Origin of the sequence: Sorangium sp. So ce124 (assembly GCF_051525235.1) — a bacterium.
Taxonomy (GTDB): Bacteria; Myxococcota_A; Polyangia; order Polyangiales; family Polyangiaceae; genus Sorangium; species Sorangium atrum.
In genome coordinates, this window is the sequence record NZ_CP150312.1 from 7132612 (window position 1) to 7156902 (window position 24291).

At 72.6% G+C, this 24291-nt stretch carries 20 protein-coding genes; 12 read left to right on the plus strand and 8 right to left on the minus strand.

Annotated features, from left to right (window positions below):
* Positions 1 to 70: 70 nt before the first annotated feature.
* Entirely contained in the window at positions 71 to 1711 is a 1641-nt protein-coding gene (locus WMF19_RS26615) for a di-heme-cytochrome C peroxidase (protein ID WP_437892929.1), read from the minus strand.
* Positions 1712 to 2149: 438 nt separating this feature from the next.
* Here WMF19_RS26615 and WMF19_RS26620 point away from each other — a divergent pair, with 438 nt between their 5' ends.
* From WMF19_RS26620 to WMF19_RS26630, 3 genes are all read left to right on the plus strand, one after another.
* Positions 2150 to 3070 (plus strand): alpha/beta hydrolase, encoded by a 921-nt coding sequence (locus tag WMF19_RS26620; RefSeq protein ID WP_437892930.1) that lies wholly within the window; start codon positions 2150 to 2152, stop codon positions 3068 to 3070.
* 124 nt (positions 3071 to 3194) lie between these two features.
* Positions 3195 to 3680, plus strand: a complete 486-nt coding sequence (gene ybaK, locus WMF19_RS26625) for a Cys-tRNA(Pro) deacylase (protein WP_437322699.1) — start codon at positions 3195 to 3197, stop codon at positions 3678 to 3680.
* Between the two features lie 166 nt (positions 3681 to 3846).
* Positions 3847 to 4677, plus strand: coding sequence for a hypothetical protein (locus WMF19_RS26630; RefSeq protein ID WP_437322700.1), 831 nt, complete (start codon positions 3847 to 3849; stop codon positions 4675 to 4677).
* Here WMF19_RS26630 and WMF19_RS26635 read toward each other — a convergent pair.
* Positions 4651 to 5169 (minus strand): DUF2243 domain-containing protein, encoded by a 519-nt coding sequence (locus WMF19_RS26635; protein WP_437892931.1) that lies wholly within the window; start codon positions 5167 to 5169, stop codon positions 4651 to 4653. The genes WMF19_RS26630 and WMF19_RS26635 overlap by 27 nt on opposite strands.
* A 249-nt stretch (positions 5170 to 5418) precedes the next feature.
* On the opposite strand from WMF19_RS26635, the gene WMF19_RS26640 reads away from it, so the two are divergent.
* Positions 5419 to 6201, plus strand: coding sequence for a hypothetical protein (locus WMF19_RS26640; protein WP_437892932.1), 783 nt, complete (start codon positions 5419 to 5421; stop codon positions 6199 to 6201).
* Between the two features lie 81 nt (positions 6202 to 6282).
* Here the strand turns inward: WMF19_RS26640 and WMF19_RS26645 are convergent, their stop codons facing one another.
* The 3 genes from WMF19_RS26645 to WMF19_RS26655 all read right to left on the minus strand — a co-directional run bounded on the left by WMF19_RS26645 (position 6283) and on the right by WMF19_RS26655 (position 9021).
* Positions 6283 to 6642, minus strand: coding sequence for a hypothetical protein (locus WMF19_RS26645; protein ID WP_437892933.1), 360 nt, complete (start codon positions 6640 to 6642; stop codon positions 6283 to 6285).
* 101 nt (positions 6643 to 6743) lie between these two features.
* Positions 6744 to 8126 (minus strand): MFS transporter, encoded by a 1383-nt coding sequence (locus WMF19_RS26650; protein WP_437892934.1) that lies wholly within the window; start codon positions 8124 to 8126, stop codon positions 6744 to 6746.
* 106 nt (positions 8127 to 8232) lie between these two features.
* Positions 8233 to 9021 (minus strand): SDR family NAD(P)-dependent oxidoreductase, encoded by a 789-nt coding sequence (locus WMF19_RS26655; protein ID WP_437892935.1) that lies wholly within the window; start codon positions 9019 to 9021, stop codon positions 8233 to 8235.
* A 350-nt stretch (positions 9022 to 9371) separates the two neighbouring features.
* Here WMF19_RS26655 and WMF19_RS26660 point away from each other — a divergent pair, with 350 nt between their 5' ends.
* Positions 9372 to 10313 carry a hypothetical protein gene (locus tag WMF19_RS26660; protein WP_437892936.1) on the plus strand — a complete coding sequence of 314 codons (942 nt, stop codon included), beginning with the start codon at positions 9372 to 9374 and terminating at the stop codon, positions 10311 to 10313.
* A gap of 222 nt (positions 10314 to 10535) precedes the next feature.
* On the opposite strand, the gene WMF19_RS26665 is transcribed toward WMF19_RS26660, so the two are convergent.
* The gene (locus WMF19_RS26665) at positions 10536 to 14426 is read right to left on the minus strand and encodes a protein kinase domain-containing protein (RefSeq protein WP_437892937.1); all 3891 of its coding nucleotides are present in this window, start codon (positions 14424 to 14426) and stop codon (positions 10536 to 10538) included.
* Between the two features lie 464 nt (positions 14427 to 14890).
* Here WMF19_RS26665 and WMF19_RS26670 point away from each other — a divergent pair, with 464 nt between their 5' ends.
* From WMF19_RS26670 to WMF19_RS26700, 7 genes are all read left to right on the plus strand, one after another.
* The gene (locus tag WMF19_RS26670; RefSeq protein WP_437892938.1) at positions 14891 to 15157 is read left to right on the plus strand and encodes a hypothetical protein; all 267 of its coding nucleotides are present in this window, start codon (positions 14891 to 14893) and stop codon (positions 15155 to 15157) included.
* Positions 15154 to 15306: a hypothetical protein gene (locus WMF19_RS26675; protein WP_437322708.1), complete on the plus strand. Its 153-nt coding sequence runs from the start codon at positions 15154 to 15156 to the stop codon at positions 15304 to 15306. Before WMF19_RS26670 ends, WMF19_RS26675 begins: the two co-directional genes overlap by 4 nt.
* A gap of 68 nt (positions 15307 to 15374) precedes the next feature.
* Entirely contained in the window at positions 15375 to 16199 is an 825-nt protein-coding gene (locus tag WMF19_RS26680; RefSeq protein WP_272093576.1) for an SDR family oxidoreductase, read from the plus strand.
* 215 nt (positions 16200 to 16414) lie between these two features.
* Positions 16415 to 17431 (plus strand): hypothetical protein, encoded by a 1017-nt coding sequence (locus WMF19_RS26685; RefSeq protein WP_437892939.1) that lies wholly within the window; start codon positions 16415 to 16417, stop codon positions 17429 to 17431.
* A gap of 192 nt (positions 17432 to 17623) precedes the next feature.
* Complete coding sequence (locus WMF19_RS26690; RefSeq protein ID WP_437892940.1) at positions 17624 to 18694, plus strand: hypothetical protein; 1071 nt, start codon at positions 17624 to 17626, stop codon at positions 18692 to 18694.
* Positions 18695 to 18748: 54 nt separating this feature from the next.
* Positions 18749 to 18928, plus strand: coding sequence for a hypothetical protein (locus tag WMF19_RS26695; RefSeq protein WP_437892941.1), 180 nt, complete (start codon positions 18749 to 18751; stop codon positions 18926 to 18928).
* Positions 18929 to 19577: 649 nt separating this feature from the next.
* Entirely contained in the window at positions 19578 to 19841 is a 264-nt protein-coding gene (locus WMF19_RS26700) for a hypothetical protein (RefSeq protein WP_437892942.1), read from the plus strand.
* An 11-nt stretch (positions 19842 to 19852) separates the two neighbouring features.
* On the opposite strand, the gene WMF19_RS26705 is transcribed toward WMF19_RS26700, so the two are convergent.
* Together WMF19_RS26705 and WMF19_RS26710 are read right to left on the minus strand one after the other, a co-directional pair.
* Positions 19853 to 22282: a substrate-binding domain-containing protein gene (locus WMF19_RS26705; RefSeq protein WP_437892943.1), complete on the minus strand. Its 2430-nt coding sequence runs from the start codon at positions 22280 to 22282 to the stop codon at positions 19853 to 19855.
* 124 nt (positions 22283 to 22406) lie between these two features.
* Positions 22407 to 24209, minus strand: a complete 1803-nt coding sequence (locus tag WMF19_RS26710) for an FG-GAP-like repeat-containing protein (protein WP_437892944.1) — start codon at positions 24207 to 24209, stop codon at positions 22407 to 22409.
* Positions 24210 to 24291: the final 82 nt, after the last annotated feature.

Consider the following 24291-nt stretch of genomic DNA (forward strand, 5'->3'; position numbering starts at 1 on the left):
CTCCGGCAGGCCAGCAGGCGGCGCTCCCCCCGCGCCGCCGTCGCTCGGCGCGCCTCGCCAGGCGCGCCCGTCACAGCGTCTTCAGGTACTCGACCAGATCCCAGCGCTCCTGCTCGGTCAGCGTGGGCCCGATGACGCCGTTTCCGCGCGGCCCGTCGCGGTATTCGTGCCCGGCATTCGAGTTGCCGGGGATGTCCGTCACGAGCTCGAACCCTCCCTGGAAGGGCTTCACCTGGAGGCCGACGTGCTTCGGGTCGAACTCCGTACTGCCGAGATAGAACCTCTTCGAACGCTGGTCCGCCGGCAGGAGGAGCTCGTACAGGCTCGGGACAGAGCCATTGTGCAGGTACGGCGCCGTCGCCCAGATCCCGTTGAGCTCGCGCGCCTTGTACGCGCGCGGCGCGCGCCACCGGTTCGGGCGATACCCGTCCCACGCGAGCCGTTGCTCCGACGACAGGCCGTACTCGTCGTACTTCAACTCGCGGATCGCCGACGTTCCGAGCTCCAGCGCCTGCGCCATCCCCATCTTCCCGAGCCCGAGCGCCCCGAGATCCGCCGTGCGCTCGTTGAAATTCACGGCGTGGGTCGGATCGGTGCCGATCAGCTCGAGCGGGGACATCGTCGCTACCCGGAAGCGCTTGCCGTGCTCATCCGGGGGAGTCAGCCCCGGGTCGTGGCAGCTCGCGCAGTGCGCGCGGTAAAGACGCTCGCCGCGCGCCGCCCGCTCGCGGTCGATGCTGCCGAGCAGGTGCTCCGGCCAGCGCGGCGCGCGGAGCTTCTCGACCTGCTGCTCGATCAGGTGCAGGTTGTCCACCCGGATGCTCGACTGGAGGTGCATCCCCGCCCCTTGTGGCGCGGGGTCGAGCCGCGTGTGCGTGCCGACCCCCAGGGCCTCCCCGATGTTGCGCCCCATCGGCTGCATGATGGATCCGTTCCATTGGACCCAGTCATAGCTCGGCGCATCCCAGAGGTGGGGATAGTCGACGGGCGCGTCGACCGCGCGGAGGTTCTCCGGATTGAGCTGACCGAACAGCAGGTTGCCGGCGCGCCCGAGCGCGTCCAGCCTGCCAAACCCTGCAACGGCGGCGTGGGGCCCCGCCGCGCCCCCGGTGAACGCTTGCAGCCGGGCCGCCTCCACCATCTTCTCCATCTGCGCTCGCAAGGCGCGCGTGGAGTCCTCACCGTAACGGTCCTTGAGGACCTCCCTGGCGAAGCGATCCAGCTTCTCCGGCGTCTTCAGCGTACGGTCGAGCGCGCCGAAGAGCGCATCGGTGAAGGCGACCACGTCGATCGCCGCGGGGCCGCCGTCAATCCGGATCCTCGCGCCACGATAGGAGATCTGGCGGGTGTGGCAGGTCCCGCAAGTGAACCCGACGTACACCTCGCCCGTCGCGGGATCGACGTCCCTGGCGAACCCCACGGGGAGGCGCTCCGGGTTGTTCTTCGCGTCCGGATCTTCGATGAAGCGATAGCGCGCCACATAGTCGCTCGCGGCGAACCGCTCGGCGCCGTCTTCCCGCTCGAGCGCAAGGAACCACCCGAGCGGGACCAGCCTGGCGCCCTGGGAGGCACGGTAGAAGATCCGGCGCTCCGCTTCGCCCCATCCCTGGTCGAGGTACACGACATCGCCCGCGCCCCGGCCGCCCTTCGCGTGCGCGCAGCCGACCGCCGCGACCGCCGCGAGCGCGATCGCCCCCATCTGGATCCACATGACCGTCCCCCCTTCGACAAGCCCCGGCGACGCCCGCGGTCGCCAACACCGCATGTCAGAATATGTCGATAGCTCGTTTTCCCTGATCGGCTCTGTCGAGCACGATACGGATCCATCCGCGCGCCGCCGCGATCCACCCGGAACAGCGCGCAGCGGCGCGACACCGTCGCAGGGAGCCTACGACCGCACAAAGCCGAGTCAAGCCGCGGGCAACGAAGGGGGCGACTCCGGTGCTTCGGTGTTTTGGACGTGCGTTGGAAGAGCGTCTTCCCAGGAACTCTGGGGCTCGATGACCTGACGTCAGATCCCGAAAGGCCACCGCCCGCGCAGCGCCGCTCCCGGACGGCGCTCGTAGACGCCGCGCGCCGCGGGCCGCGACGCGGAGCGCGAGCGCGAGCGCGGGCTGGCTGACGGCCGCCGAGCTGCGACACTCCGCGCATGGTCCTCCACCGGCGCCCGTTCCTGGCCCTCTGCGCCGCAGCGCTCGCCCCGCGCGCCGCCCTCGCCGACCGCGCCGGCGCCGCGCCGCCCTCGCCGACCCCCGCCGCTTCCCCGCCCGCCTTCGACGTCCGCGACCTCCAGGTCCCCGGCGAGCGCGCCCTCGGCCGGCGGTTCACGCTGCTCGTCCCGAAGCACCTCGCCCCGGGCGAGCGCGTGCCGCTGCTCGTGCTCCTCCACGGCCTCGGCGAGACCGGCGACGAGCGCCTCGGCGCCTTCGCGTGGCTCTCGCGGTACGGCCTCGGGTCGGCCTACGAGCGGCTGCGCCGCCCGCCGCTCGAGCGCACCTCGCGCCGCATGGACTGGACCGACGCGCGGCTCGCCGAGGTGAACGCCGCGCTCGCGGCGCGGCCGTTCCGCGGCCTGGCCATCGCGTGCCCCTTCACGCCCAACGTCCACAAGGCCCCGAACCCCTCCGCGGCGCTCGACGGCTACGCGCGCTGGCTCGCCGAGGTGGTCCTGCCCCGCGCCCGCGCCGAGGCGCCGGCGTTCGACGACGCGGCCCGCACCTCGCTCGACGGCTGCTCCCTCGGCGGCTACGTCGGCGTCGAGGTGTTCCTCCGCAGGCCCGAGCTCTTCGGCGCCCTCGGCGGCGTGCAGTCCGCCATCACCGCCCACCGCGCCGCTTCCTATGCCGACCGGCTCGCCAGGGCCGTCGCCGCGGCCGGGCCGCGCGATCTCCACCTGCTCACCAGCGAGGGAGACCCGTTCCGCGACGCGAACACCGCCCTCGCCTCGCAGCTCGCGAAGCGGTCCATCCCCCACACCCTCCGCGTCCTGCCGGGCCCGCACGACCAGCCCTGGCTCCGCGAGGCCGGCACCATCGAGATGCTCCTCTTCCACGACCGGCGCCCGCGCTGAGCCGGCGCCGCGCGCCCTCGCAACGCCCGCGCGGCGGACGAAGCGGTTCGGCCGGCCTCGGGGCGCTTCTTCACGGTCGTCATCGGCGCAGCCGGCGCGTATAGGTTGGGCCCGGCCCATCCCCATGAAGACCAACGCCGCGCGCATCCTCGACAGCCTCGGCATCCCGTACGAGCTGCGCACCTACGAGGTCGACCCGAGCGACCTGACCGCGGGCACCGTGGCCAGGAAGATCGGCCTGCCGCCGGAGCAGGTGTGGAAGACGCTGGTGGCGCGCGGCGATCGCCACGGCGTCTGCTTCGCGGTGGTGCCCGGCAACGCCCAGCTCGATCTCAAGGCGATGGCCAGGCTCACCGGCGACCGGAAGGTCGACACGGTGCCGCTGAAGGAGGTCCAGCCGCTCACCGGTTACGTGCGCGGCGGGGTCACGGCGCTCGGCGCGAAGAAGGCCTATCCCGTCTATGCGGACGAGACGATCGAGCTCTTCGAGGTCGTCTCCATCTCGGCCGGCGTGCGCGGCACGCAGATCCTCGTCGCTCCCGGCGATTATCTGCGCGCGACCAGGGCGAAGGTCGGCGCCATCGCGTCGCCAGGCGGCGACGCGGACTGAACGCTCGCCAGGCGGCGACGCGGACTGAACGAACGCTCGCCAGGCGGCGACGCGGACTGAACGAACGCTCGCCAGGCAGCGACGCGGATTGGACGCTCGCGCCGCCGGATCCGCGGTATGCTGGCAGAGCTCGCCTCCGGTCCGGCGCCGGGCGGCGACGAGGGATATGACCAGAGCGGCCTGCGACGTGCGCGACCCGAGCGAGCTGAGCACCTCCGAGCTGCGGCAGCGGTGCCGGGGCTGCAAGCCGTGGGAGCTCGGGCTCGGCGCGGTCCAGCTGGCTGCCTCGGCGGCGGCCGGAGGCGCCGTGCTCGCGGCGGCCGGCGCGTGCATTCCGGGGCTGGTCCAGTGCATCAGCGTGGGCCCGGCGCTCGCGGCGGGGCTCGCGGTCTGGGAGTCGATCGGGGTGGCCAGGGGGTGGCTGCCGGGCGCGGCGTACCGCGATGAGCTCGCGTTCCGCGCCTGGCACGCCGGGCTCTCGCCGTGGGTCGGGCCGGCAGCGCAGCGTCGCTGGGCCAGGCGCGCGCTGGCGCGCCGGCCCGCGGCCCCCGACTGGCTGCTCGTCCTCGAGGGCATCGCGCCGGCCGGCGGAGGGCGCCGCTGGGTCAAGGTCGAGCTCTCGCTGTCCCCCTCCTCGGACGGCCCGTTCCGCTCGCAGGCCAGCGGGCACGCGCTGCTGCGCGCGGACGGCGACGGCGCAGAAGCGCCGCACGGGAGGCGCCTCACGCCCGAGGAGCTCGACGACCTGAGGCGGGCCGTCGCAGAGCTCCCGGAGGGGCTCTCGCTGGACACCCCCGCTTCGCCCCAGAACCCCGCGGCGTTCAGCGGCCGCTGCGAGCTACTCATCGCCAGGAGAACGCCGTTCGCCGTGGCCCAGCTGACAAGCGCGTTTCCGTCGCTCGAGGCGGGCCCTCACGCGCCCTCGCTGTCGCTGCTGCACCGCCTGGTCCAGCTGGCCTGGCGCGACGAGTCAGGTCCGAGCCGGCGCGGCCACTGACGGGCGCGCCTCGCGCGTCAGGCGCCGGCCGCCCAGCACGAGCAGGACGCCGGACGTGAGGAAGGCCAGGTCCCAGCCGAGCTGCCCCGGACCTGGACGGACATGGTGGATCTGCAGGAGGTGATGGTCGATCACCCCCTCGACCAGGTTGAACAGCCCCCAGCCCATGGCGGCGGCGCCCGGGAGCATCCGTCCGGGGAGCGCGGCTCCGCCCGCGCGCATGGCGCTCCAGAGCTTGATGACGCCTGCCACGGTGAGGCTCAATGCGACAACGCCGAACAGGCCGTCGGCGAAGATGTTCCGCCTCACATCGTCGATGGTCGCGCCTGGATGGCAGCTGAAGCAGATCAGATGATGCCACTGCAGGATCTGATGGAACAGGATGCCGTCGATCAGGCCTCCTGCGCCCATACCGAAGATCACCCCCGCCGTCTTCACGGCGCGTGAGGTCCTCGTGGCGGTCGTGATCTCGAACGGGCGGGCTGTGCTCATGAAATCCTCCTGAGCGCGCCCCCATGCGAGCGGCAAACCACAGCCGTCGGGCGGCGCAGGACGGATCGCGCGGGCCGGCGGGGCGACCGGTTCGCCACGCCGGACCGCGGCGCCTTGGCCGGCCACGAACCGACGGCGCCCGACTCCATGGACTGGCCAGCTCGGACCTGGCACGGAGTTGGCACATGCTTGAGGAGAGGAGCCCACGTATCCGCAGAAATCGCTGAAAGGTGCCAGATGGACAATCGAATGAACCCGGAACGCGCCGCCGGAACGGCCGAGCCGGAACACCAGGGTCCCAGGCCGGTCCCCTACACGTACCATGACGGCCGCGAGGATTACCTCCACGTCGGCCGCCGGGAGGGCGCGGAGCCGGATCAGCCCGAGGCGCTGGTCCCGCCTGCCGAGGGGGTCACTTCACCTGTCCAGGCGACGTCCCCGCCGCCCGAATCCGCGTCGGTGGCCGCCGCGCCGATCGCCTCGCCGCCCGAACCGACGGCGCTGCCGCCCGAGGCGACGGGGCTGCCGCCCGCGGCGATGCCCCAGTCTCCCTGGGCGACGCCTCGCGCAGCGGCCCAGCGCCCTCAGCGGGCGAGCCGGACGAGCGAGATCGTCACGCGCGGGCTGCGGACCGGCGCCGTGCTGACGGCAGCGACGATGTGCACGATGATGGCAGCGTCCACCCTCAAGCGCGGATCGCCCTGGGCCGCCATGAACGCCATGGCGGCGATGGTCGGCCTCGGGGGTCGCCGCCCGAAGCGCCGGTTCGACCCGGTCGCCACGCCCGCAGGGATCGCGGCGCTCGCCGGGGGCCTGCTCGTGTGGGGCATCGGCTACGAGAAGGCGCTCGACGCGGCGGGGCAGCGCAGCGGCGCGCTCACGGGCGCGCTGTCGGCGCTCGGCGGCTTCCTGCTCGACGACCTGGTCTTGCCCGGCCGGCTGATGAAGGGCCTCCGAGACACGATGGGCGTGGCCGGCACCGTCGGCAAATACGTCGCTCTCGGCGTGGCGAGCGCCGTCGCCTCGCGGTGAGCGCGCGGGGCGCGCGCTATCGCCGCCGGCGCGGCGAGACACCTCGCGCCGGCGCGAGCGCCGCCGTGGCACAGCGCCCCGCTATCCCTGCCCGGCGGCCTTGAGGTCCTTCGCGCTCGGCTCCTCGTGCTGGGGCAACGCGCCTTTCGGCTGCGCCTGTTCGGTCGCGCCGCTCTCTGGCGGCGGCTCCTCCTCGGACGGGGACGCCGCGCCCGCGCCCGTGGCCTCGGCGCTGGTCTCCCGCAGCTCGAGCGAGCCCGCGGGACCGCCGCGACCCGATTCATCGTACGGCCCGCCGCCGAGCGAGCCCGGCGCGCGGAGCTCGGCGTCCTTGGGGTGCGGCCCGTCGAGCCGGAAGATCCCCTTCGATTGATCGACCTCGTCGATACGCCCGTTCTCCTGCGCCTGCACCTCGGACCGCTGCTTGGCCTTTTGCCCCATGATCCCCTCCCTCGCCCGGCGCGCAGTGCGTCCACCGCACACACGCCCGCCTCGACCCGCCGCGTGCATGCGAGGTGCCGGAGCGCGCCGGCCCCGCCCGCTCACGCCGGCCGCGCCGCGCCCTGCTCCTCCGGGGCTGCCTCCACCGCGACCGGCTGGGTGAGCTGCTCCGGCGGCGTCCCGGCGGCCATCTGCTGGGCGATGATCAGCTCCCGCGCCTGCCGCCGCAGCTTGGGGAGCCTCGCGGCGAACACCGCCGCCGCGACGACGCAGCACGCGCCGCCCGAGGCGACGGTCGCTGGCGCGCCGATCTTGCCCGCGAGCCAGCCGGCGAGCAGCGCGCCGAGCGGGGCCATCCCCATGAACATCATCGCGTAGACCGCCATGACGCGCCCGCGGAGCGCGTCCGGCACCATCGCCTGCACGAGCGTGTTCGACCCCGCCATCTGCACCATCATCGAGAAGCCGACGGGCACGAGCAGGAGCGCCGAGAGCCAGAACGACCGCGACAGCGCGAACAGCCCGAGCGCCACCCCGAACCCCGCGCAGGCCGCGGCGACCCAGCGGCCGAGGCCCCGGAGCCGCCTCCGGCCGGCGAGGACGAGCGCGCCGAGCAGCGCCCCGATGCCCGACGCGCCCATCAGGATGCCGAGCCCCTGCGCCCCACCGCGCAGGATCCGATCGGCGAAGATCGGCATCAGCACCGCGTACGGCATCGCGGTGACGCTCACGACCCCGAGCAGGAGCAGGAGCGCGCGGATGGCCCTCGTGCGCGCGACGAACTGGAAGCCCTCGACCGTGTGGGAGAACGCGGAGCCGCGCCGGGCGGCGGCCGGACGGGGCGGTACGCGCATCGCCAGGAGGCTCGCGAGCACGGCGAAGAAGCTCACCCCGTTCGCGACGAAGCACCACGCCTCGCCGATCGCGCCGACCAGGATGCCCGCCACCGCCGGCCCGATGATGCGCGCGCCGTTGAACATCGAGGAGTTGAGCGCGATGGCGTTGGCGAGGTCCTCCCGGCCCACCATCTCGACGACGAACGCCTGCCGCGTCGGGATGTCGAACGCGTTCACGACGCCGAGGAGCACGCTAAACCCGAGGATGTGCGGGACCTGGATGTGCCCGCTCAGCGTGAGCGCGCCGAGCCCGAAGGCGAGCGCCATCGCGGCCGACTGCGTGGCGAGCAGGATGCGGTGGCGGCTCCGCCGGTCGGCCACGGTGCCGCCGATCGGGGCGAGCAGGAAGACGGGGATCTGCGTCGCGAACCCGACGGTGCCGAGCAGCAGCGACGAGCCCGTCAGCCGGTACACGAGCCACGACTGGGCGACCGACTGCATCCAGGTGCCGACCAGCGAGACGAGCTGGCCGGCGAAGAAGAGCTGGTAGTTCCGGTGGCGGAGCGCGCGCAAGAGCGACGCGCCGGAGCCCGCCGGGCGCTCACCACGACCCGCCGCGGGGAGCGGCTCCGCTTCAGGCTGACCCATGGTCGCAGTATGGGGACGCCGGAGGCTCGGGAACCTGGGATCCGAAGGATCCGAGCGCAGCGGGGTCAGGCGCGCGGCCTCCGGCCGGGCTCCGCCGCGGCGCGGCTCAGCCTCCGCCTGCGTAGTTGGCGGGCCACGCCGCCGAGAGGAGGCCGCCGTCGACGGCGACCTCCTGGCCGGTGATGAACGAGGCCTTGTCGCTGAAGAGGAAGGCGACGAGCGCGGCTACCTCGTGGGGCTCGCCGACGCGGTTCATGGCGTGGAGCGACGCGGCGAAGGCGCGGCCCTGGGGATCGTCGAGGCGCCAGCCGGCCGTCGCCATCTCCGACTCGACGACGCCGGGGCTCACCGCGTTGATGCGGATACCCTTCTGCGCGTACTCGACCGCGGCGGTGCGCGTGAGCGCGACGAGGCCGGCCTTGGAGGCAGCGTAGATCGAGAGCCCGGGGAAGAAGCGCGACGTGGCCACCGACGCGCAGTTGACGATCGAGCCCCCGCCGCTCGCGAGCATGGCTTTGATCTGGTACTTCATGCACCAGAAGACGCCGCGGAGGTTCGTGTCCATGACCAGGTCGTAGTCGGCGTTGGACAGGTCGGCGAGCGGCACCAAGAAGCCGGCTCCGGCGTTGTTGAAGCTGCAGTCGAGGCGACCATAGGTGGACACCGCGGCCTTCACGAGCGCCTCGACGTCGCCCTCGACCCGCATGTCGGCGGTGACCCAGGTGATCTCCCCGCCGCGATCCTTGACGGCCGCGACGAGCTCACGCCCCTGCGCCTCGCGCCGCGCGCTCGCGACGACCTTGGCGCCCTCGGCGGCCAGCGCGACCGCCGTCGCCCTGCCGATGCCCGAGCTCGCGCCCGTGACGATGACGACCTTGTCTTTCAGAGCTCCCATGCTTCACATCCCTCCCGAAGGTGGCCGGCGCCTCCGTGACAGGCGCCGGTGCTCGTGAAACGCCGAGTAAGGAACAACCGTCTTCGACCGTCTGGAACGCAAACCGAGCGCGCAGAGCGGGCCCGAGACGATGCCAAGGGCGAGTACGAAAGGGAAGCGATTCCGGCGCTCTCCGCGCCCTAACGCGACGCGCACGAGACGCGCGACAGGGCTCCTTGTGCCGAGGTGTCGCGCGTGCGTCGCCCTGGTTGCGCCGGGCTGCGCGGATGTGGGTCGCGTCACCCTGACCGAGGTGGCGTCGGCGCGGAGCGCGCGCGGCCGGGGCGGAGTTGGGCTATAGGCCGGCGTCCATGAACCGACCGTACCTCATCGCCGGGGCGCTCTTCCTGGCCGGCCAGCTCTTCGCGCTCGGCTGCAGCGCCCCCAAGCCGGAGCCCGAGATCGCGTCCTCGGCCTCGCAGAGCGGCTATGCGGGGCGCTACCCGGCCGAGCTCCAGGCGACGGCCACGTCGTTCGGCGAGCGCGAGGACCTCTCGAAGCGCGCCACAGAGCAGTTCGCGGCCTATCCCGACCAGCTCAAGAAGCCGGACTGGAAGCAGGTCCTCGACGTCATCGAGCAGGCGGACGCGGCGGGCCGGAGCTACGACTACGTGGAGCGCGTGCGCGCCGTCGACGGCGCTGTGGCGTTCTTCAACGACAACAAGGAGGACCTCACCCGCAAGGTGAGCGGCGCCGCGCAGTACGTCGTCAAGCAGAAGGGGTGCGACGTCGACGTCACCGGCGCCACGGCGCACGCTCTCGAGGAGGGCGTCGAGCGCCAGCTCGAGAAGTACGTCCGCGAGCGCAGCGAGGCGCACCGCCGCATCGAGCGCTACCGCGCCTCGCTCGGCAAGGAGAACGCCGCGACGCTCGAGAAGCAGGCCGACGCCGTGAGCTTCGTGAGCTACGTCGTCCACATCGACATGGTCGAGCACAAGCTCCGGCTCCGCCGGATGCTCGAGGAGATCGAGACCATCAAGAAGTCGATCGACGAGGCGGTCGAGGCGGAGCGAGCATTCCAGTCCTCGGGCAAACGCACCGACGAGGAGAAGAAGGCGTCGGAGGCGCGCATCGAGGAGCTCGGGCGCAGCAAGGCGATGCTCGACTCGGCCGCGACCCAGGCGAAGCAGATCGACGAGACGATGGAGGAGCGCATCGCCGCGGCCCAGAAGACCTACCGCGAGGCGATGGACCGCCTGATCGCCACCCTCCGCAAGAACGCCGGCCTGCCCGCCGAGCCCCGCGACGGCTGATCCTCCCGGCCCGTAGCCGTTAACCAAAGTTCGCGCCGCGTTCTCCTACATCCGATCGTTTACGTGGTCGTGGTCGTGGTCGTTTACGTGGTCGTGGTCGTCAACGATAGGCCGTGAACGACCACGACCACGACCACGACCACGACCACGATGACGACTACGTAAACGTTTACGTTGGTGACCGATGGTGGGGAGGAGGCGTTGTGACCGAACGAGCTTGCTTCACGCCGAGGGCCCTCCCCACCTCGCCGCCATCTCCAGCGTCCGCTGGTTCTCCGGTATCGTGAGGAACCGCTCCCTCCACACCGGATCGCTGATCTTCCCCGCCCTCTCCATCAACCTCTCCCTCGCCGCCGCGATCGCCGCCGCGCAGTCCGCCTCCATCCCGTTCGCCGCCAGCGCCTCCGCGTAGACGTTCCTCACCGCGGACTCCCCCTCCTCGATCGCCCCGATCGCGTTCAGCATCGAGAACGCCTCCCCCGCCGCCGACAGCGCCTCGTCGAACCTCCCCAGCCCGAGCAGCGCCCTCGCCCTCGCCGCAAGCGCCGCCGCGCGCAGCGGCGGCGCGCTCTGCAGGATCTCCGCCGCCGCCCTCGCCTCCTGCTCCGCCCCCTCGAAGTCCCGCGCGAGCAGCGCGATCCGCGCGAGGTACGTCCGCGCGCTCCCCTCCGTGCGCGGATCCCCGAGCCGCTGCGACAGCGCGATCGCCTCGCGCTCGGTCCGCTCCGCCTCCTCGATCCGCCCCCGGTAGCCGAGGACGTGCCCCAGGTTGCTGAGCGTCGCCACCGCGAGATCGTGCAGCCCCATCCGCTCCGCGCCCGAGAGCGCGCTGCGCAGCACCTCCTCCGCGCCCGCGAAATCCCCGAGCTCCGCGTGCATGTACCCGACGTTCATGCGGAACGCGCAGGCGTTGCCGCGGTCGCCCGCGCGCTCGAACGCCGCGAGCGCCGCGGACAGCCCCGCGAGGCACGCGCTTGGATCGCCGTTCCCGAGCGCCCGGGCCGACCGCGCCGCGTGCAGCCGCGCCACCACCTCGACCTCCCGCTCCGCGAGGTCCGTCCCGTCGCCCTCGATCGCCTCGATCAGCGCGTCCGCGAACGCGTAGCGCCCCCCGAATACGAGCAGCAGCGCGCCCTCGCCGAGGCACATGTGCTTCGCCACGAGCGCCCCCTCCGCGTCCGCCGCGGCGGCCTGCGCCGCGCTCATCCAGCGCTCCACACGCTCGAAGCCGCCCAGCTTGCCCGCGGCCATGGCGACCTGCTTGATCGCCGAGAACCACGCCGCGGAGCCGGCGGGCAGCCGGTCCACGGCCTCGGTCCCGCGCTGCTCCGCGAGCGCGAGCTCCCCGCGCCAGACGTGCGCCTCGGCCTCCACGAGGCGAAGCGCGCCGAGCGCCTGCGCGTTCGGGCCGCACGCGACGCCGCGCTCGGCGCGCTCGATCGCGGCGGCGAGGTCCTGCGCCCGCAGCGCCTGCTCCGCCGCGCGGCAGTACGCGGCGGCGGCGCGCGAGAGCTCGCCGCCGCGCTCGAAGTGCTCGCCGAGCGCCATCGCGTCCACAGCGCCCGCGCCCGCGCGCGACAGCCACTCGCCGGCGAGCCGGTGCCCGAGCCGCCGGTCGCCCTCCGTCAGCATCCCGTACGCCGCCTCCCGCACGATCGCGTGCTGGAAGCTGTACTCCACCTCGCCGGGGAGGCTTCCCTCGCCGCGCCGGGAGATCACCTCGCGCTGCTCCAGCTCGACAAGCTTCGGCGCGACCTGCGCCCCGCCCACGAGCGCCGACACCCCGCCCTGCCAGAACGTCTGCCCGAAGACGCTCGCCGCCCGCAGCGCGCGCCGCGCCTCGATGTCGAGCGCCTCGATGCGCGCCTGCACCATCGCCACCACCGTCTCCGGCAGGTCGGCGCCCTTGCCGTCGGCCACCGCGCGGAGCTGCTCCTCCAGGTAGAACGCGTTGCCGTCGGCGCGGTCGACGATCATCGCGAGGAGCTCCGGCGCGACGTCCTCGCCGAGCACCTGGCGCACAAGCCGCTCGCTCGCGCGGCGCGGCAGCCCCGACAGCTGCACCTCGTGGACGCCGCGCCCCGCCCAGAGCTTCGGGAAGAGCTCCCGCACCTCCGGCCGGCCCAGCGCGAGCACCATCAGCCGCTGATCGCCGAGGTTGCGGAGCGCCGAGTCGACGAGCAGCACGCTCGGCAGATCGCCCCAGTGCAGGTCCTCCAGCACGAGGAGCACGGGCCTCGCCGAGCACTCGGCCCTGAGGAGCTCCTCCCAGGCGACGCGGATCTGGTCGCTCATCAGCACGGGGCTGCGCCGCGCCGCCATCAGCTGCACGCTGTCGCCGTCGGGGAACGGCACGCCGATGAGCTCCCCGAGGAACGCCGCCGTGCGCGCCGATTCGGCGTGGCCGTACCGCGCGACGCGCGCGCGGAGCTTGCGCTGCCGCGCCTCGATGGGCTCGCCCTCGAAGAGACCGATCGCGCGCCGCAGCGCCGGGGCGAGCAGCGCGAAGGCCGAGCCGGCGCTCATCGGGTCGCCGCGCCCGATCCACACCTCCAGGTCCTCGCCGCGGTCGCGGAGCCGCCGGATCAGCTCGGAGCGCAGGCGGGATTTGCCCGCGCCCGCGGGCGCCGTCACGAGCACGGCGCTCGGCGTCGACTCCTCGACGCAGTGCGAGAACGCCGCCTCCAGCAGCGCGAGCTCGCGGTCGCGCCCGACGCACGGCGTCGGCTTGCCGAGCAGGGGCGGCGTGGAGGCGAGCTCCTCGCGCTCGCCGTGCAGGCGGAGGGCGCCCGCCTCGCGGGTCACGTCGAACCGGGCGCCGAGCAGCCCCGCGGTCACCTCGTCCATGCGGACGGCGTCCGCGCCGGCCGGCGCGTGCGCGGGCGGCAGCAGGTGGACCGCGCGGTCGATGAGCTCGCCGACCGGCAGGCGCGCGGACATCTCGGCGCGGCCCGTGACGAGCGCGACCGGCACGCTGCCGAGCAGCGCGTTCAGCGCGAGCGCGCAGCGGGCGGATTGCGCCGCGAGGTCGGTCGGGGCGCCGCCCGCGGTGAGCACGATGAGCGGCGAGCGGGACTCCAGGATCTCGAGCTCGCCCTGGTAGCGCTCGGCGACGGCGATGAGCGCCTTGCTGCGCTCCAGGTCCTCCTCCTGGGAGCGCGTCGCCTCGGCGTCGCCGCTCGCGTCGCGCGCGAGCACGAGGCACATCATCTTGCGCTCGTTCGTGGTGATCTCGCCCCCGCGCAGCGTGTTCGACGGGCGGCTGCTCGCGGCGCCGACGCCCGCGTCGTCGAGCGCGAGGAGCTCCGCCGCCACCGCGTCGCCGTCGCGGGGCCGGTCCTTCGGCGGCTTCGCGAGCATGCGCGCGACGAGGTCGTCGAGCGCCTCGGGCACGTCCCCGCGCAGCTCCCGGAGCCGCGGCGGATCCTCGAGGATGACCTTGATGAGCACCGAGAGCCCGTCCGCGCCCTGGAACGCCGAGCGCCCGGTGAGGCACTTGAAGAGCACGCAGCCGAGCGAGAAGACGTCGGCGCGGGGGTCGATGTTCGGCTCGCTGCGGGCCTGCTCAGGCGCCATGTAGCCCGGGGTGCCGAGCATCGTGCCGGGCATGGTGAGGTGCCGGTCCATGGCGCCGAGGCGCACCACGCCGAAGTCGATGAGCGTGACCCCCTCGATCGCGCCGCCCACGAGGAGCAGGTTGCTCGGCTTGAGGTCGCGGTGGACGATGCCGGCGCGGTGCACGACGCCGAGCGTCGACGCGATGCGCGACGCGAGCGCGACGCTCTCGGCGATCGTGAGCGACCTGCGGTTGAGCCGCTCGGTCAGCGTCTCGCCGGCGAGCCACTCCATCGCGAGGTAGGGCTGCCCGGCGTCGGTCGCGCCGTGCGCGATGTACCGCACGATGCCCGGGTGCCGCAGCGCGGTGAGCGCCTCGAGCGCCTCGACCTCGCGCGCGAACCGGATCGCCTCCTGGAGCCCTCGCCGCTGCAGGACCTTCAGCGCCACCGGCTCGTTCGTGACCAGATCGCAGGCGCGGTAGACGTCCCCCATCCCGCCCGAGCTGGCGAGGCGCTCGATCAGGAAGCGACGGTCGATGACGTCTCCCACGCGCATCTCGTCCCCGCCTTACCTGAGACCTCGCATGAGCCTGCTTACAACGGAGTAAACGAACTCGGCTCCGATCGCCAGCGACTCCGCCCGCAGCGGCCGGGCGCGGCGGTTCGCCGGCGGCTGCGAGCCCCTCCAGGTTGTGAGCTACCCAACATCACTCATCGTGGCGCGGGCGGCGTACCCCTGTATGCCCCGCGCGGAGGGCAGCCGTGATGCCACGCCGGCGCAGCGGAAGCACCGGTCGGCGTCGGGTAGCGTGGGAAACAGAAAGACCTGATCTCCCTGGATGGGGGCTTGCGCCCCGAGCGCGCTTGCGCGCCTGAGCGCCGGTGTGGGGAGGCGCATTTCACCCCACCGAGGCAAAACGTCCTGTCCTGTCTCCGGGGCGCGAGTCACGGGGGCGCATTGCGCTCGTCACCGCAGCTCGGCGGACGCCATGGCACGACCCCTGCTGGGCTGATGGGATCATGAAGATGAAGCTCTCCAAGAAGCAAAAGAGGAAGCTCAGCAAGCTCGGCCGGAGGGCCCTCCGGCCGGTGGCCGCGGCGACGAGCGTCGCAGCGGTGTTCGCGGCCGGCCTGTACAGCGGTGAGGCGAGAAACTATCTGAGCAACGCGAGGACCGCCGTGAGCCGGAAGGTGAGGGCGTGGGCGAGCGCGCTGGGCGGCTTGAAGCTGGCCAATGGCGTATCGGGGAGAGCTCACCCCGACGTGGAGCTGGCGCAGCCGTCATGAAGCCGATGAAGAAGAAGACCCGCCGTGCGCTCCGGAAGGCGGTCGAGGCGGTGTCGGCGGCGGCCGCGATGATCGCGGTCGAGACGCTCGGCTCCGCCGCGGGCAGCCTGCTGAAGGACGCGCTGAAGAAGCGGCGGCGCGACCGCTGAGGGGCGGCGCCGCGGGCCTGCACGAGCGCCTCGCGCCTCGGGCGGTCCTGGGGTAGCTTCGGCCGCCGATGGACACCCGAACTTATTTCCAGGGCAAGAGCGTTCTCATCACCGGCGGTTCGAGCGGCATCGGGCTGTCGTTCGCGAGGCTCGTCGCGGGGTACGGCGCCGCGGTGACGCTTGTGGCGCGCCGCCGGGCCCTCCTCGACGAGGCCGCCGTGGGCATCCGGCGCGAGCACCCGTCCGCGCGGGTCGACGTCCTGGAGCTGGACGTCAGCCGGCCGGACGATGTCGCGCGGGCGATGGAGTCGCGGCTCGCCGAGCGGCCGATCGATCACCTCGTGAACAACGCGGGCGTGGTGATGCCGGGGCGCTTCCTCGAGCTGCCGGTGGATCAGTTCCGGAGCATGATGGACGTGAACTTCTTTGGCGCCGTGCACCTGTGCAAGGCGGTGCTCCCGGCGATGGCGGCGCGCGGCAGCGGCCATGTGCTCAACGTCTCTTCGCTCGCGGGCGTGATCGGCATCTACGGTTACACGCCGTACGCGGCGAGCAAGTTCGCGCTGATCGGCTTCTCGCAGGCGCTGCGCGCGGAGATGTGGCCGCACGGCGTGCGGGTGAGCGTGTGCATGCCGCCCGACACCGACACACCGCAGCTGGCGTTCGAGAACCAGTACAAGCCGGCCGAGACGAAGGCCATCGCGGGCAACGTGAAGACGCTCGAGCCGGACGCCGTGGCGCGCAGCATGGCCGACGGCATGGCGCGCGGGCGGTTCGAGATCTACCCCGACGTGGGCTCGCGGGTGAGCGCGATCGCGCAGGGGGTCATTCCTGGGGTGGTCCGGTGGGTCTGCGACAGCGCGCAGCGGAAGGCCGGGCCGGCGGTGGGGTGAACGCGGGAGCGATGAAAGGGCGGTAGTCAGGGATACCCGGCGTCTGCCAGATCCGCATAACGTTTCCAGCGCCCGGCCGGCGCTCGACGCGATCGGGACGGCGTGGCCGCCTCGGCTCCAGGAGGGCTGCGACGGCGCCGGTTCCGAGACGCGTTCTCGGGATGTTGATTCCGCTCTTGACAGCCTCCATGACAAATCCGAGGAGAACCGCCCCCGTGCCAAGGAACACACGCCGCGTCGCCGCGCTCCCGCTGTGCATCGCCCTGCTGGCCGGCGCGGCGGAGGGTCGCGCCGAGGCCCCGCCGGAGGCGGTCGCCCGGCTCATGGCGCAGGCGAACGCGGCCGCTCGCGAGGATCGGCTCGCCGACTCGCGCGACCTGTGGATGGCGGTCTGGCGGCTGGAGCGCGTCCAGGTCGCCGCGTGCAACATCGGGGCGCTGTCGCTCCGGCTCGGCGACGCGCCGGCCGCCGTGCGCTGGCTGTCGCTCTGCCAGGAGATCATGCGCGCGCCAAGGACGCCCGCGGAGCGCGCGCTCGTCGCGTCGCGGCTCAGCGACCTGGCCCGCGCGCGGCAGCTCGCCGGCGAGCTCCACGTGGTCGCCCCCGCGGGCTCGAAGATCACGATCGACGGCGCGCCCGCCGAGATCGAGGACGGCAAGCCCGTCCCCGTCGCCCCCGGCCACCACGTGGTGCGCGCCATGCTGGACGGCGACGTCGCGACGACCGAGATCGACGTGCCGCGCGGCGAGGCGCGGGAAGTCGTGCTCACCTTCACTGCCCGGCCCGCCGGCGTCCCTGCGCCGCTCCCGGGCCTGCCGGCCGCGCCCGCGGACGCGACAGCGCCGCCTCCCGGCCCCCGCGCCTCCCCGCTCGCCCCCCCGCCTCCCCGGCCCGGGCCGCGGCCGGAGCTCGTCGCCGGCGGCTTCGGGCTCTCCGCCACGCTGGCGGCGATCGGCGGCGTGATGCTCGTCGGCGCCGGGAAGAAGGACGAGGCGGGCGACACCGCCGCGCTCTCCGCAGGGCCGAACCGTTGCTTCCGGCTGACCCAGCCGATCTGCCAGCAGTCGGCGTCGGCCTACGACGACGCGATCACCTACCGGGGCGTGGGCATCGCCGGCCTCATCGCGGGAGGGGCCGTCCTGGCCGCCACGCTCGGCTACACGTTCTATCCGCGCGAACAGGCAGAGATCACGGTGTCGGCCAAGGGGCTTACGTTGACGAGCACGTTTTGATGTGCGCTTCGACCTTGCGCCTGCGCTGATCGAAGGCCGCTTCGCACGCTGCGCGCTCTTGCGAAAACTTGCGTGACGGCGGCCGCCTGACCGCGGCATACTGCGCCCCGAGACGACCTGGCAGACGACACCCCGGCGGATTGGGGCCGCCTGGGTGCCGGCGCCACAGCCTCGTGCCGGAGGACTGGACGCATGGGTAAACCCATCGCGCGTTGTGCTGCTGCTCTCCTCTTTCTGATCATCTCGGCGACCTTCTTTGCGTGCGGCGATGGGCCCTACGTGGGTGGAAGGTGCGCGACAACGGACCACTGCCAATCGGACCAGCAGAACGTGCCGGGCACGATCTGCATCGCTGAGCACTGCGAGTGTGGCGAGCCGGGGAAGGTCATCTGCTGCGCGCGCGGTGATGACACGCCGAACTGCTTCGAGGAGTGCCGGACCTGCGACGAGTGCGCCGAGGGCACGGAGGAGTGCTCGGGGGTGTCGGTTCCGCCCGGTGGCTGCGAGGGCGACGCGGAGTGCCCCGGCCCGCCGGACCCGCGGTGCGGTGTGGGGAGGTGCGTGGACGGCGCCTGCGTCGTGGAGATCGAACGAGGGCCGATCGCCTCGCAGCTCCGCGGCGACTGCAAGGTCGAAGAGTGCACGGCCGACGGCCGCGTGGTGAGCATGGCGGCCGTCGACGCCTACGACGACGGCAACCAGTGCACCCTCGACGTCTGCGAGCTCGACGGGCCGCGACATCTCATCTTGGATGGCGTCGTATGTCCCGCCTCGGGCTCCGGCCGATGCCATGAAGGCGTCTGCGTGCAGTGTGTCTCCGAAGACCCAACACTGCAGTGCCCTGCGGGGCTCGTGTGCTACGGCGTGTGGTGTGTACCATCGCACTGCGAGAACGGCGTGAGCGACCCTGGGCTCGGAGAGACCGGATTCGATTGCGGCGGCCCGTGCCGCCCCTGCCCATCGAGCGAGCGCTGCAAGGCCGCCACGGACTGCGAGAGCGGCGTGTGCACGAACGGGAGCTGCATGATCCCGACGTGCAGCGATGGGATAAAGAACGGCCTCGAGGCCGGCGTCGACTGCGGCAAGCTATGGTGCCCGCGCTGCCCGGTGGGCGGGGGCTGCGAGACCGGCGCGGACTGCCTCAGCAGCGTGTGCTGGAGCGGCACCTGCCAGGCGCCCACCTGCACCGACGGCGTGAAGAACGGCGACGAGGCCGGCGTCGACTGCGGCGGCGAGGGGTGCGCCGCGGCGTGCCCCGAGTGATCGCACGGCGGGCTGGACGCCGCTGACAGCCATGAGCTTCGAGGAGAGCACGACATGAGCAAGCTGCGTTTCGAGATCTCGATATCGCTCGACGGCTTTGTCGCCGGCCCCGATGAGAGCGCCCAGGACCGGCTCCGGATCGGCGGCGGACGCCTCCACGAGTGGGCCTTCGAGCTCGCGGTGTTCCGCGAGGTGCATGGCAAGGCGACGCGCCTCGGGTCCGCGAGGCGATAAGAGCCATCGTCGGCGGTGGCGCGGTCACCATCGCCCGCAGTCCACGACATCCGCCGCGCGTCTCCCACCGGGACCTGTCAGGGCCCGACGCCGGTCAACCCCCACCAACGCGCTGCCGTCGATCAGGGCGCTCCCGCTTGCCTCGCGCGGCCACGGCGCCGCATGGACACGGCCAGCGCCGGCGCAAGCACCTCGTGCAGGTGATGACGGCGTTCGTGTGGAAACACGGAATCAGCGAAGCATCAGGGGAGGACAGGGCCCAAACATGACGAGCAAGATCATCTTCAAGAATGCCGCGCTGTGGACATGCGTCGCTCTTGGCGCGCGATGGTTCGCCGGTTGTGTCGTCGACAGCTCACCTTATCACGAGACACCACAAGACGGCGATCCGTCAGAGACTACGCCGGCCCAGAGCGCCCTCAGCCACGCGCCCCTGGAGGGCCTCGCCAGGCCAGTGTCCTGGTCTGAGGCTCCTCACGTCTGCGACTTCGGCTTCCTCGGGGGTGCGGCGTGCGACCAGTACTGCAAGAGTCAAAGGCACGCGTCGTGCGGCTATTGCGAATGGAATGACACCGAGCGTAGAAATCAGTGCCAATGCAAATCGGATCCCCAGCTCTGCTCGCAATAGCCGTTGCTCCGCAACGAGATCGTGAAGATCCTGCGAAACGGCGGGAAGATGCCCGTCTTCGTCGGCATGTTCGCGGTCGACAACGCGACACAGGGCCTTGAGGGCATCCAGGACGTGGTCACCACCCACGACATCCAGTTCGTGGACAAGCGCGAGGACAACGCCGATCGCGCCGAGGCGCGCGCGAACGTCGAGGACATCATCAACGCCCACCCGGACCTCAACGCCGCGACCGGCCTCTGGTCGTGCAACGCCATCGAGGCGCCGCCCGCCGGGGCGGAGTAGCCGCCGCGCGGTCAGCGGCGCTTCGCCGCGCGGCGGCGCACCCTCGAGAGCGCATAGCGGAAGCCGCTCGCCAGGTTGGCGTGCGTCGCCGTCGCGCCGACGTCCAGGCCTTGCCGGACCATCATCTGCGCGGCCTCCGGCCGGATGCCGACGAGCACCGCCTCGGCGCCGAGCAGCGCGGCAGCCTGCGCCGCCTCGACGAGCCGGGACGCCGCCGTCGCATCGACGAACGCCATGCCGGTGACGTCGATCAGCACGACGCGCGCGCGCTTCGCGTTGATCTCGCGGAGCATCGACGCGATGAAGTCGCCTGAGCGCTGGGCATCCATGACGCCCACGACGGGCATCACGAGGATGCCGTCCGCGATGGGCACCACGGGGCTCGAGAGCTCGCGGATGGTCTGGAGCATCGCCGCTTGCTGCAGGTTGGCGCGCTCGAGCTCCTCGCTCCGCGCGGAGATGCGGCGGAGCAGCCGGGCGTTCTCGACGCCGATCGCCACCGTGCCGGCGACGCGGACGAGGAACGCCACGTCGCCCGCGCCGCACGCCTCCCTGCGAGCGCTGCTCAGGACGAGGGCGCCGAGGACGTTGCCGCGGCCTTGCAGCGGCACGGCGATGGCCGTGCGCGCGCCGTCGTGCGCGGCGGGCAGGGCGGCGTCCGCTCCCCCCTCGGCGGGGTCGATCACGACCGAGCGGCCCGACTCGATCGCGCGGCGCACGAGCGAGCGCGTCGGGATCGAGACCTGGCCCTCGACGACGGAGCTCGACGGGGACGAGAGCCCGATCATCATGACCTCGATCGCAGGGGCGACGGGCGCGATCCGCCCGCCGCTCCCGGCCGCGGCCCGGCGGGCGGCCTCGAGAGAGAGGTAATCGCTCAGCGCCGTGGACCAAGGCGTCTGCTCGAGGGTGACGCAATCGACGCGGGTGTGGAGGACCCGGGAAGGCGGCAGCTCGGCGAGGGTCGGCCCGACGCCGCGCGTGATCATCCGGTGGATCGTCTCGACGGCGCGGAAGCCCATGTCGTCCTCGCGCTGGACGATCGTCGCGTGGATCGCCCCCTGCCGGAGCAGGGCGACCGTGCGGGCGACGAGATCGAAGCCGACGATCTTGAGATCTCCGGCCCGGCCGAGGGCTTGCGCCGCTCGGCCCCAGGACGGCCCGTTGTCCGCGGCGGCGCCGAAGGCGCCCGCGATGTCGGACCGCCCCTCGAGCGCCACCGTGGCGAGCCTCGTCCCGGCCTCCTGATCCCAGTCGCACGGGATCGTCGGCAGCACCGTGAGGTTCGACCCGAGCGCCGCCTCCCAAAAGCCATCGACGCGCTCGCGGACGTTCAGCGCGAGCCCCATGGCGCCGAGGGACGCGACGACGCCGCCGCCCGGGAGCAGCCGCTTCATCACCTCGGCCGCCAACCTGCCCGACGCCACGTTGTCCGTGCCGATGTAGAGCGGCGCCCGGCTGCCCGGCAACGGAGGCGTGTCGATCACGACGACCGGGATGTCCATCTCGGCCGCCTGCCGGAACACCTCCTCCGCGCTCTCGGGGTTGCTGGGCGCGATGATGATGCCGGACATGCGGCGGCTGATCGCCTCGTCGAGCAGGGCGCGCTGAGAGCCCTCGCCGTCGCCGCCGTGGCCGGACCGCCAGTCGATGGAGACGCCGAGGGGCCGCGCGGCGCTGTCCGCGCCGGCGCGGATGTTCTGGAAGTAGGTCGTCGGCTCCGACGCCGGAGCCCGGTAGACACGGGCGCAGAGGTCGCCTCGCGCGAGCCCGGGGCCGTCCCCGACGCGGTCCTCCTCGAGCAGCCAGATCTCCACCGTGTTCCAGCTCGGGTCGAGCTGCACGCTCTTGATGCCGTGAGCGATGGTCTCGATGAGGTCGTGCAGCGCGGGCGTCGTGCCCACCGCGTGGAGAAGCCGCTCGAACAGGCGGATCTCCTGCGCAGCGCTCGCCTTGTCGTCGTAGAGCCTGTGCCGCTCCAGCGCGTCTCCGGCCGTGCCCGCCAGGACGTCGATCGTGGCGCAGCGCTCCTCGCCCGGAGACGCCATGGTGGCCTGCTCGACGGCGAGATAGCCGGCCGGTTCGCCGCAGAGCTGGATGGGCGCGACCAGGAGCCCGGCGCCTTCGGGGACGCCGCTGCCCGCCTCGATCGCGAAAGGCAGGTACGTCCGGTACCAGGCCCGCGCATCGACGATGCGGCTCGCGTGCGCGGCGTCGAGAGGCGCCGCAGCGCCGAGCGCGGCCCCCCCGTCGGCGAGCTCCGCGCCAACCGGAACGCGCGAGGAAAACCCAGGTGGCGTGTCGAACCCGACCAGCGCTCTGGCCACGAAGCGGTCGCCCTCGCGGATCAGCAGGCTGCCGCGCGGCGCGTGCGGGAGAACGGCCATGGCCCGCCGCACGATCTGCTGGAGGATGGCGAGGAGGTCGGGTACCGGACGCATTCGGGTCGCTCGACGATCTCGCCTGGATCCAGGCGGCCTTCAACAAATTCACGCGTAATGGGTCAATCGGGTCGATCGCGGGTCGGAAAAACCGCGCTGCCGAGCGCAGGCGCGGCGCGCGCCGCTACGGCGATACCGCGGACCCGAACCGCTCGTTGCTCATGCCTCCCGCCCCTGCGAGAGATGCCTGCGAGCGGTCGCCGAGGTCGCCGCCGAGGTACACGAGGACTTCCTTGCCGCCCCCGAACGCGATAACGAGATCCCCGAGCCCGTCGCGGTTGAAGTCGCCGGCGCGCGAGATCTTCGTCTCGCGTGTGCCGCTGCGCTGTCCGCTCATCGAGGCGTCGGGCTCCCCGTCGAGGTCCGCGCCGCCGCGGTATACGTACGCCTTGCCGTTGAGGCCGGCCTCCGGCGCGCCCACCACCATCTCCACGAAGCCATCCCCGTCGAGGTCACCGCTCGATGACACGGTCTGACCGAAGCGATCGACCGGCGCCTCGCCGTGGAGCTCCAGATCGGCGGTCGTGTCGAACTCCCCTCCTGGCCCGCCGAGGTACAGGAAGGCCATGCTCTTCCCCGGATCTCCCACGAGCAAGTCCGCGAACCCGTCTCCGTTGACGTCGCCCGCGCCCACCGCTCGTCCGAGCTCGCCCTCGCCCTCGCCGACCAGCAGGCCGTCAGGCGTTGTGTCGAGCGCGCCGGCCGAGCCGAAATAGATGTAGACGCGCTGGCTGCCGGGCGCCCCGACGGCGATGTCCGAGAAGCCATCGCCGTTGAAGTCCGCCGATGCGACCGAGGTGCCGAACTTGCTGCCGCTCTGCACCCCCGAGAACATCGTGTCGGCGACCGTATCGAACGCCTCTGGCCCGCCCCGATAGACGTAGGCGTTGCCCGGCTCGTCGAAGTTGGGGCCGCCTCCCGGCGCGCCGACCACGAGGTCGGCGTAGCCGTCTGCGTCGATGTCCCCGGAGGCCAGCGCGCTGCCGAACCTGCGCTCATCGCCAGCGAGGTTCCCGGAGAAATCCGCGCTCGCGGCCCACGTCCCGGGCTCCTTCGAGCTCCCCTGGAGCACGCGGACCATGCCCTTGAGGTCCGCGAAGGTCGTGCCCGCGACCACCGCCTCGGCGAAGCCGTCGCCGTTCAGGTCCGCGGTCGCCACGTTGCCCCCGTAGCCGGCCCCCTCGATGGCGCCGCCGGTGCGGTTGTTGATCCCGACGAGGGTCCCATCCGGCGCCGGATCGAAGCCGTCGCCCGCGCCGCCCAGGAAGACGTAGGCGGCTCCGCAAGGGATGTACTCCGGGATCTGATACTCGAGCGCCCCCACGAGGATGTCGTCGAAGGCGTCGCCGTTGAGATCGTGGTGCCCCCGTCCCACGTTGATCCACCGGACCGCAGAGGGAGCGGAGCAGGCGCTCCCCGAGCACGCGCGGACCCGCCAGTAGACGCGGGCGCCCACGGGAGGAGCCGCGGAGCCCTCGAGATCCGCGGCCGGCTGCCAGCGCGTCGCCGTCGTCGTCTCGGAGGTGATCACAGCGGCAAACGTCGGGTCCTGACCGAGCTCGACCGTGTATTCGATCGGGTCGCCCGCAGGCGACACCGACGGCTCCCAGGCGAAGGTGGGCCGCCGGGTGTCGGGCACGAGCATCGAGCCGACCGGGCTGTCCTGGATCGGCAGCCTCGGGACCGGCGTCGTGGGAGCATGCGGCTCTCCGCCGCCGCCGCTGCCGGCGCTCCCGCCGCCGCCGCCGCTGCCGGCGCTCCCGCCGCCGCCGCCGCTGCCGGCGCTCCCGCCGCCGCCGCTGCCGGCGCTCGCGCCACCGCCACCGCCCGATGCCGGGTCGCGGGTCACGTCCCTGATCCCGAGGAGATCGGCGCACCCGAGGAAGAGGGTTGCGAGCGCAATACCCCAGGGAAAAGAGCTCCGCATCGCGCGGAGGGTACTGGAGGCGCGATACGCCCACAAGGCGAGCAACCACGCGCCGACACCGCGCGTCGAGGAGCGCGAGCGT